Genomic DNA, 6,291 nt, shown 5'->3' with positions numbered 1-6,291 from the left:
TTTCAGCCGCTTTCTTTTATACCCTGTGAGAAATCCGGGCTAGGAGCGAGTAATGAAAAAAACATGGCTGGGTTGTTTAAGTTTAGCGGTTACCGCTGGGGTTTTACTTTTGCCAGCAGCGCACGCAGCAGAAAGGTTGTGCGAAGATAAAATGACTGTCTTACGGCAGCAGTTGGAACACGCCCAAGCACACGATAACCAACATCGTGTTAGAGGGTTGCAGCGTGCGTTGCACTCCATTGAAGAGAATTGCACGAATGAGCAAGTCCTTGCTGAGGCTGCCGAAGAGGTACGGGAGAGCCAGGAAGAAGTGCGTGAGCGCGAGTTAGCGCTTGAGGAGGCGCTTAGTGAGGGCGACGAAGATGATATTCAGAAACGACGTGAAAAATTAGCAGAAGAAGTGCGTGAGCTTGAAGAGCACACTCAGGAACTGAATTCACTGCAGCGCCGTATTAACGAATAATCTGCACGAGGATTTAGCACCTAGCCGCAAGATTTGTGTTTATTCCAAACAACCTCTTTTAGGCTCTTCGACGTTGGGTGTGGAATTCGCCCCCTGAGCTGGGCCAGAATATGACCTCCACAGCGGCAGGAGGTATGACATGGACGGCACCCAGATTCTAACACTCGGCCTGGGCTTGGAAGCGCCCTGGATCCTCAAGAACCAGTACCTGGATACCGCCGTGTCGCCCCACCGCCTGGACCTCTATGTCGAGGCGGAGCGAGGCAGTCTCTATCCCTGCCCAGAATGTGGTAAGGCCTGCCAAGCTCATGACTTTGCCGACAAAACCTGGCGGCATCTGAACTTCTTTCAGCATCACTGTTACCTGCATGCTCGCGTGCCGCGCACGAAGTGTCCTGACCATGGCGTCAAGCGCATAGAGGTGCCCTGGGCCCGGCCGGGCAGCGACTTTACCCTGCTGTTCGAGCAAGCGGCCATGTCACTGGTCAAGGAGATGCCGGTACTGGCCGTCTCCCGCCAGTTGGAGATTTCCGACAAACGACTATGGCGCATCGTGCACCACTACGTTGGCCGCATGTTGGGGGAACTGGATCTGTCCAAGGTGGTGACGGTCGGCGTGGACGAAACCGCCTCCCGGCGCGGTCATCGCTATGTCACGGTGTTCCTCGACATGCAGCGCAAGCGGGAACCGGTTATCTTTGCCGTCCCAGGCTGCGGCAAGGATGCCATCCAGGCTTTCAGCGCCTTCCTGGCGGCCCATGGCGGCGACCCGAATAATGTGGTCGAGGTCGTCTGCGATATGTCGCCAGCCTTCCTTAGCGGCGTGACCGAGCACCTTCCCAAGGCCGAGGTAACGGTCGACTGGTTCCATATCGTACAGACCTTCACCAAGCGGCTGGACGAGGTACGCAAGAAAGAGCGCCGGGAGCAGGGGCACCCCAAGTCGCTGCGCTGGGCCCTGCTGAAGAACCTGGATAACAAGAACCTGACACCCAAACAGCTTTCGGCGCTCCAGGAGTTGGTGGCCGATCAGAGCGCCACGGCCGATGCCTGGGTGATCAAGGAGAAGCTACGCTGGATCCAGAAGGCTCCAACGCCCAGAGCGGCTCGGTGGCGCATCACGAACTACCTCAAGGTCATGCAGGCGGCGGTGTCTGAAAAGTCACTGCTGAAGCCGATGGGGAAAGCCCTGGCGACGCTTGAGCGGCACGCCGACGCGGTGGTCAGACGCTGGCTCTCGGGACTGACGAACGCAAGACTGGAAGGAATGAATGGTCTGTTCCAAGCGGCTCGGTCACGAGCACGTGGCTACCGGAACGAGGCCAACTTTATCGCCATGATCTACCTGATTGGCAGCCCGGTGGGCCGCCTATTCGATCAGGCCAAATCCACGTGAAGTGACGAAGAACCCTCTTTTAATACCGATGAAATGCTGGCAACGCCCAACAGAGATCAAAAAACAAGCCATACTGAGTGGGAGTACCGCAATGGAGTCACTCCAGCAACGCATTGGCCTTATGGCAACCATGCTAGTGATGATAAGCCTGATCAGCGGATGTCGCGGGCAACTCACCGTAACGGTGCCATTGCCCATGCTGGTGAACAATCCAGCTGCCTTTGATGACAGGCACATCGTTACCCAGGGCGTCGTGCGGAATTTCAACGACCCCCTTCACCTCACGCGGGTCGATCAGTTACCAGACGAATAACCTCTGCAGCTAAGCGACGCTATTAGCAACCTAACGTAGCAAGAGCGAATGATCTATCGCTATAAACTCACTGGCCTCATTTATTAATGATGCTGCCGTAAGTTGGGGAACACCATAAACCTCAACTTTTTTACCATGCTTAACGCGTATTTTGTTGACTAAAAGATCGAAGTCTCCATCGCCGGAGACTAATACAATAACATCTGCTTGCTCTGCATATTCCATTGCATCGAGAGCAATGCCAACATCCCAATCACCTTTCGCAGAACCGTCTGAGCGTTGGATGAAAGGTTTCAATTTTACATTAAAACCAATTGCTCTGAGTATATTTTGAAACTCCCGTTGCTTTTGGTCACCTCTATCGATGGCATAGCAAAAAGCAGCCACAACGTCTCTGTCAGTGGTTACTTGTGCCCAAAATTTGTTGTAATCAAAGTTTTTACCATACGCTTCTCGCACGGTGTAATAGACGTTTTGGATATCAATAAAAATCGCAACTTTGGTCATTATCTATAATCTTTTTTGTCGTTAGTGATGACGTCAATGTGACTCTTCGGCGAGCTGGCATAGTGTTTTTACTGCCGCTGGCTGGCGCCCCTTTTGCCAAGCAAGCATGAGATCCGTGGCTATTGGCAAGTCGTCTAATTCATAGGCGACAATGTCTTCATCGCCGAGTGCCATGATGCTCGGCATAATCGCATACCCCATTCCTGTTGCGACCAAACTGCGAATAGTGATGTCATCGCGACATTCCTGAACAGTATTGGGTACGAAGCCTACCTTCTGAAAGCACCTATCTAACCGGTCGAAGCTGCCAGGCGTTGAGGTTCGGCTAAACCGAATGAATGGCGCGTCGTGAAAATCCTTAAGCGAGGTCGGGGTAGTCGCTATGAGAGGGTGGCATCGACTGGTAAAGACCGCCATACGAAAACTGGCTAGTGGATAGTAATCTAGCCGTGGCTCATCTTCTCGTTCAATGAATAGAATGCCGGCATCGAGCCGACCCGCCAGAATCGCCTCTGCCTGAGGCCCCGACAACATTGATTCCAGCGTTAACTGTGTTGATGGATAGCGTGAACGGAATCTGCTGATGAGTGCTGTGATGCTGGGAATATAGGGATGTATGGTGCTAATCCCGAGTGAGAGACTTTCGCGGTAGCCATTGGCAATATCGCGTGTTTTCTTCGCGACACTTTCGAGTTCTGACAGTAGACGCTGCCCATTGGCATATAGGTAATGCCCCGCTTGGGTCAGAGATACCCCTTTGCGATCACGATAAAACAGGACTGCCCCGATATCGGCTTCAAGCTGATGTATCTGTCGCGTCAAGGCGGGCTGAGCGATCGGTATCTGCTTGGCTGCAGACGATATCGAACCCGCTTCGACCACCGCCAGGAAGTACCTTAGTTTTTTTGTGTCCATGTCCGCTCCCGGAGACGTCACGATGCGCGTCTCATTTCATACAGAAAATACAACTAAAGCCTCATCTCATAAAGGTATGACGCTATCGGGAAGAAGTATTTTATTCGTACTAAGCGTTACAACATACTCAAAAATAATCTGGCTAAGCGTATAGCGGCGTACGCGGCTCATGTTGCATAAGCATGTGTTATCGCAAACGTCAGATGGCGCATTTCTCCCAGGTTTACCACTTTACAACAAGGTTTTACCTCTCATGACGTTATCAGCCATTGAGCTTGAGAAAATGATCACGTTTCGTAGGGAGCTCCACCAGCACCCAGAGTTATCTGGTCAGGAGTCTATAACCGCTGAGCGTATTGCAATGATGCTACGTGACTTGGGGGTAGATGAGGTGCATGAGAAGATAGGCGGCCACGGTGTGGTCGGCGTCATCCAAGGCACCAGCACGGGGGCAACCGTTGGGCTTCGAGCCGACTTCGATGCCTTGCCACTCGAGGAAGCTAATCAGTTTTCGCATCGGTCCAGCCAGTCAAATGTAATGCATGCATGTGGGCATGACGGCCATACGGCAATGCTGATGGCTGCTGCTGCACAGTTGGCTAACCAGCGCCCAGCTCAGGGAAATGTCGTGTTGATTTTTCAACCCGCCGAGGAAATTGGTACTGGCGCTGAAGCGATGCTTGCGGAGGGGCTTCAGGAGAAATTCGCGCTTGATGCGATATTTGGACTACACAATTGGCCAGGTGTAGAGGCCGGGCGTTTTGTTATCCATGACGTCCCCCATATGGCATCAAGCGACGACTTTGAGGTGACGTTCCACTCCACGGGGGGGCATGGCGCAATGCCCCATCTCACAACGGACCCCATCGTCGCAGCCAGCCTATTTACAACCGCTATTCAACATATTGTCAGTCGTAATATTGACCCCCAGGACATCGCTGTAATTAGTCTGGGTAGCCTGCAAAGCGGTCATGCTAGCAATATTATTCCAGCGACTGCTCGGCTGACGGGTACCGCGCGCTGCTTTAAACCCGAGCTACGCAAACGCCTTGAGAGGCGGATTAGCGACGTGGCAGAAGGGGTTTCCAAGGCAACAGGATGCGACGTCACACTCGATTATGTTCCTTCAACGCCAGCGGTTGCCAATGACCGCGGTTGTGCCCAACTGTGCCGCGATGTGGTGGTGCAGCGTTGGGGGCATGAACAGCTGGTAGAGCACCCAGTCAGCATGGGAGCTGATGATATGGGAGCTTTTCTTACCCATATTCCAGGTGCCTATGCATGGATTGGTAATGGTTCAGGGCCACAAACACCGAAACTTCACCAGCCTGACTATGACTTTAACGATGCCATTCTGTCGATTGGAAGCGACTTCCTGACCAGTGTGGCAATGCAGTTTCTCGATAACCATCAATAAACTGGGGATACCCCATGACACCTCTCGAAAAAACAATGACACACGAGAATAGTTCACGACCAACATTTCGCTTCCCGCATATTTTTGTCGTGTTATTTAGCTTTATCTGTCTCGCTGCTTTATCAACCCACTTTCTTCAGGCGGGTAGCTATGAGCGTGTAACCAATGAGCAAGGGCGTACGGTTGTAGTGCCAGACAGTTATGCGGCGGTGGAAGCGCAAGAAGCTGGCTGGTTAAGTCCGTTCATGGCGGTCTTTGAGGGGATGGGGGAAGGCAGTAGCATTATCTTCTTTATTTTCATCTCAGGCGGCGCGTTTGGCGTGCTGAAAGCAACCGGGGTACTACAAAAAGTCGTTGCTAGTATCAGTAATGCGCTTACTGGGCGTGATCTCATTCTTATCCCTTTACTGATGCTTTTATTTGCGATGGGAGGAGCAACCTTCGGGCTCGCAGAAGAAACAATTGCCTTCATCATTATCCTCGCACCGTTACTGCGTATGCTGGGGTATGACTCTATTACGGCCGCAGCGGTGCCACTGGTAGGTGCTGGTGCCGGTTTCTCTGCAGCGTTTATGAATCCTTTTACCGTTGGCGTTGCCCAGGATATCGCTGAGCTCCCGATGTTTTCTGGAATGACTCTGCGGGCCTGTTACTGGCTAATATTCGTTAGCGTCAGTATTGCTTTCGTCACTCGCTATGCGGCCAAAGTCAAAGCTCACCCCGAAGCGAGCCTTGTCTTTAATAGTGACCGCCGCCAATTTGGCAAACCACAAGCCAATGAAGATCCTGGCGCGTTATCAGTTGCCGATAAACTCGTCCTCGCTGCTTTCGTAGGCACTATTCTGGTTATTGCCTATGGGGTGATACGCCACGGCTGGTATATCGGTGAGATGTCCGGCGCCTTTCTCTTGATGGCTATTTTAATCGGTGCATTTGCGCGTATGAACCCGAATAAAATTGCCGACCATTTTGTTGAAGGCATTCAGGAAATTGCGATGGGGGCACTGGTAGTGGGCTTTGCCTTTGGCATCCTGGTGATTCTGAGAAATGGGGATATCCTAGATACCATTCTTTATCATCTCGAAGGGCTGCTGAGCGGAATGCCCGCGGTGGTTACTGCGGTATGTATGTTTTTTGTTCAACTTGTCCTGAACTTCTTAGTCCCTTCTGGCAGTGGCCAAGCAGCACTGACCATGCCTTTGATGGTGCCTCTTGCGGATCTTGTGGGAGTCACCCGCGGTAGTTGTCAAGAAATCTGTCGCCTCTGAGGTCTTTTAGGC

7 protein-coding genes are annotated in these 6,291 nt (G+C 52.2%); 5 read left to right on the top strand and 2 right to left on the bottom strand.

Going from position 1 to position 6,291, the window contains the following annotated elements; all coding sequences use genetic code 11:
* The first annotated feature begins 52 nt into the window (after nucleotides 1–52).
* The 3 genes from INT19_RS13460 to INT19_RS13450 all read left to right on the top strand — a co-directional run bounded on the left by INT19_RS13460 (nucleotide 53) and on the right by INT19_RS13450 (nucleotide 2,172).
* Nucleotides 53–463 (top strand): DUF1090 domain-containing protein, encoded by a 411-nt coding sequence (locus INT19_RS13460; protein WP_193061153.1) that lies wholly within the window; start codon nucleotides 53–55, stop codon nucleotides 461–463.
* Nucleotides 464–602: 139 nt separating this feature from the next.
* Nucleotides 603–1,859 (top strand): ISL3 family transposase, encoded by a 1,257-nt coding sequence (locus INT19_RS13455; protein WP_193061152.1) that lies wholly within the window; start codon nucleotides 603–605, stop codon nucleotides 1,857–1,859.
* A 91-nt stretch (nucleotides 1,860–1,950) separates the two neighbouring features.
* Nucleotides 1,951–2,172, top strand: a complete 222-nt coding sequence (locus tag INT19_RS13450) for a hypothetical protein (protein WP_193061151.1) — start codon at nucleotides 1,951–1,953, stop codon at nucleotides 2,170–2,172.
* A 30-nt stretch (nucleotides 2,173–2,202) separates the two neighbouring features.
* On the opposite strand, the gene INT19_RS13445 is transcribed toward INT19_RS13450, so the two are convergent.
* Both INT19_RS13445 and INT19_RS13440 read right to left on the bottom strand, forming a co-directional pair.
* Entirely contained in the window at nucleotides 2,203–2,679 is a 477-nt protein-coding gene (locus tag INT19_RS13445; protein ID WP_193061150.1) for an NYN domain-containing protein, read from the bottom strand.
* A gap of 33 nt (nucleotides 2,680–2,712) precedes the next feature.
* Nucleotides 2,713–3,594: a LysR family transcriptional regulator gene (locus INT19_RS13440; RefSeq protein ID WP_193061149.1), complete on the bottom strand. Its 882-nt coding sequence runs from the start codon at nucleotides 3,592–3,594 to the stop codon at nucleotides 2,713–2,715.
* A 253-nt stretch (nucleotides 3,595–3,847) separates the two neighbouring features.
* Here INT19_RS13440 and INT19_RS13435 point away from each other — a divergent pair, with 253 nt between their 5' ends.
* Nucleotides 3,848–5,011, top strand: coding sequence for a M20 metallopeptidase family protein (locus INT19_RS13435; protein WP_193061148.1), 1,164 nt, complete (start codon nucleotides 3,848–3,850; stop codon nucleotides 5,009–5,011).
* 14 nt (nucleotides 5,012–5,025) lie between these two features.
* The gene (locus tag INT19_RS13430) at nucleotides 5,026–6,279 is read left to right on the top strand and encodes a YfcC family protein (RefSeq protein ID WP_226924647.1); all 1,254 of its coding nucleotides are present in this window, start codon (nucleotides 5,026–5,028) and stop codon (nucleotides 6,277–6,279) included.
* The last annotated feature ends 12 nt before the right edge of the window (nucleotides 6,280–6,291 follow it).

The organism is Halomonas sp. 3A7M (assembly GCF_014897875.1).
In the GTDB taxonomy this organism is placed as follows: Bacteria; Pseudomonadota; Gammaproteobacteria; order Pseudomonadales; family Halomonadaceae; genus Vreelandella.
Note: the sequence above shows the minus strand (reverse complement) of the source record. Positions and strands in the feature narration are given on the sequence as shown.

What these genes read in the sequence shown, in the direction of transcription:
- INT19_RS13445 (WP_193061150.1), bottom strand. Translation starts at nt 2,679, where the DNA reads ATGACCAAAGTTGCGATTTTTATTGATATCCAAAACGTCTATTACACC.
- INT19_RS13450 (WP_193061151.1), top strand. Translation starts at nt 1,951, where the DNA reads ATGGAGTCACTCCAGCAACGCATTGGCCTTATGGCAACCATGCTAGTG.
- INT19_RS13460 (WP_193061153.1), top strand. Translation starts at nt 53, where the DNA reads ATGAAAAAAACATGGCTGGGTTGTTTAAGTTTAGCGGTTACCGCTGGG.
- INT19_RS13440 (WP_193061149.1), bottom strand. Translation starts at nt 3,594, where the DNA reads ATGGACACAAAAAAACTAAGGTACTTCCTGGCGGTGGTCGAAGCGGGT.
- INT19_RS13435 (WP_193061148.1), top strand. Translation starts at nt 3,848, where the DNA reads ATGACGTTATCAGCCATTGAGCTTGAGAAAATGATCACGTTTCGTAGG.
- INT19_RS13430 (WP_226924647.1), top strand. Translation starts at nt 5,026, where the DNA reads ATGACACCTCTCGAAAAAACAATGACACACGAGAATAGTTCACGACCA.
- INT19_RS13455 (WP_193061152.1), top strand. Translation starts at nt 603, where the DNA reads ATGGACGGCACCCAGATTCTAACACTCGGCCTGGGCTTGGAAGCGCCC.